At 75.0% G+C, this 553-nt stretch carries 1 protein-coding gene; it reads left to right on the top strand.

Annotation, left to right across the window (positions count from 1 at the left end; all coding sequences use genetic code 11):
* Positions 1–11: 11 nt before the first annotated feature.
* Positions 12–553 (top strand): SDR family NAD(P)-dependent oxidoreductase (locus EF918_RS36520; RefSeq protein ID WP_260611035.1); only part of this gene is annotated, 542 nt, incomplete at its 3' end.

The raw sequence follows: 553 nt of genomic DNA, 5'->3' as shown, positions 1-553 counted from the left end.
GGCGGGGCGTGGTGATCGACGTCGCGTCGCTGCTCGGGGGACGGGTCACGGCCCCGTACATGGGGGCCTACGCGATGTCGAAGGCGGCGCTGTGCACGTTCGACGACGTGCTGCGCGAGGAGCTGCGGCTGCTGGCGGAGGACGGGATCGCGGTCTGCACGGTGCTGCCCACCGGGGTGGACACCCCGTTCTTCCGGCATGCGGCGAACCGGAGCGGCCGGGAGTTGCGTTCCCTGCCGCCGGTCGCCACGCCGGAGCGGATCGCGCGCGCCGTGGTACGGGCCGCCCGCCGGCCGCGTCGGCGGACACTGGTCGGCCCGTACGCCCGGCTGCTGGTCCTCGCCGACATGTCGGCCCCCGCGCTGGTGCGGCGCGCCGCGGCACGGCGTACCGACGGCTCCTACTTCGGGGACGGGGCGGGCAGCGCCGGCACCCTCTTCCCGCCCGTCACCGGCCGGTTCCACCCGGACGGCACCGGCGTCTTCCACGGCGCCGACGAACACGACGGCCATCAGGTGAAGGTCCGCTTCGTCTGGTCCGGGATCACCGACAC

Origin of the sequence: Streptomyces sp. WAC06614, from assembly GCF_003949795.1 — a bacterium.
Classification (GTDB): domain Bacteria; phylum Actinomycetota; class Actinomycetes; order Streptomycetales; family Streptomycetaceae; genus Streptomyces.
This window is presented reverse-complemented; position numbering and strand designations above follow the sequence as displayed.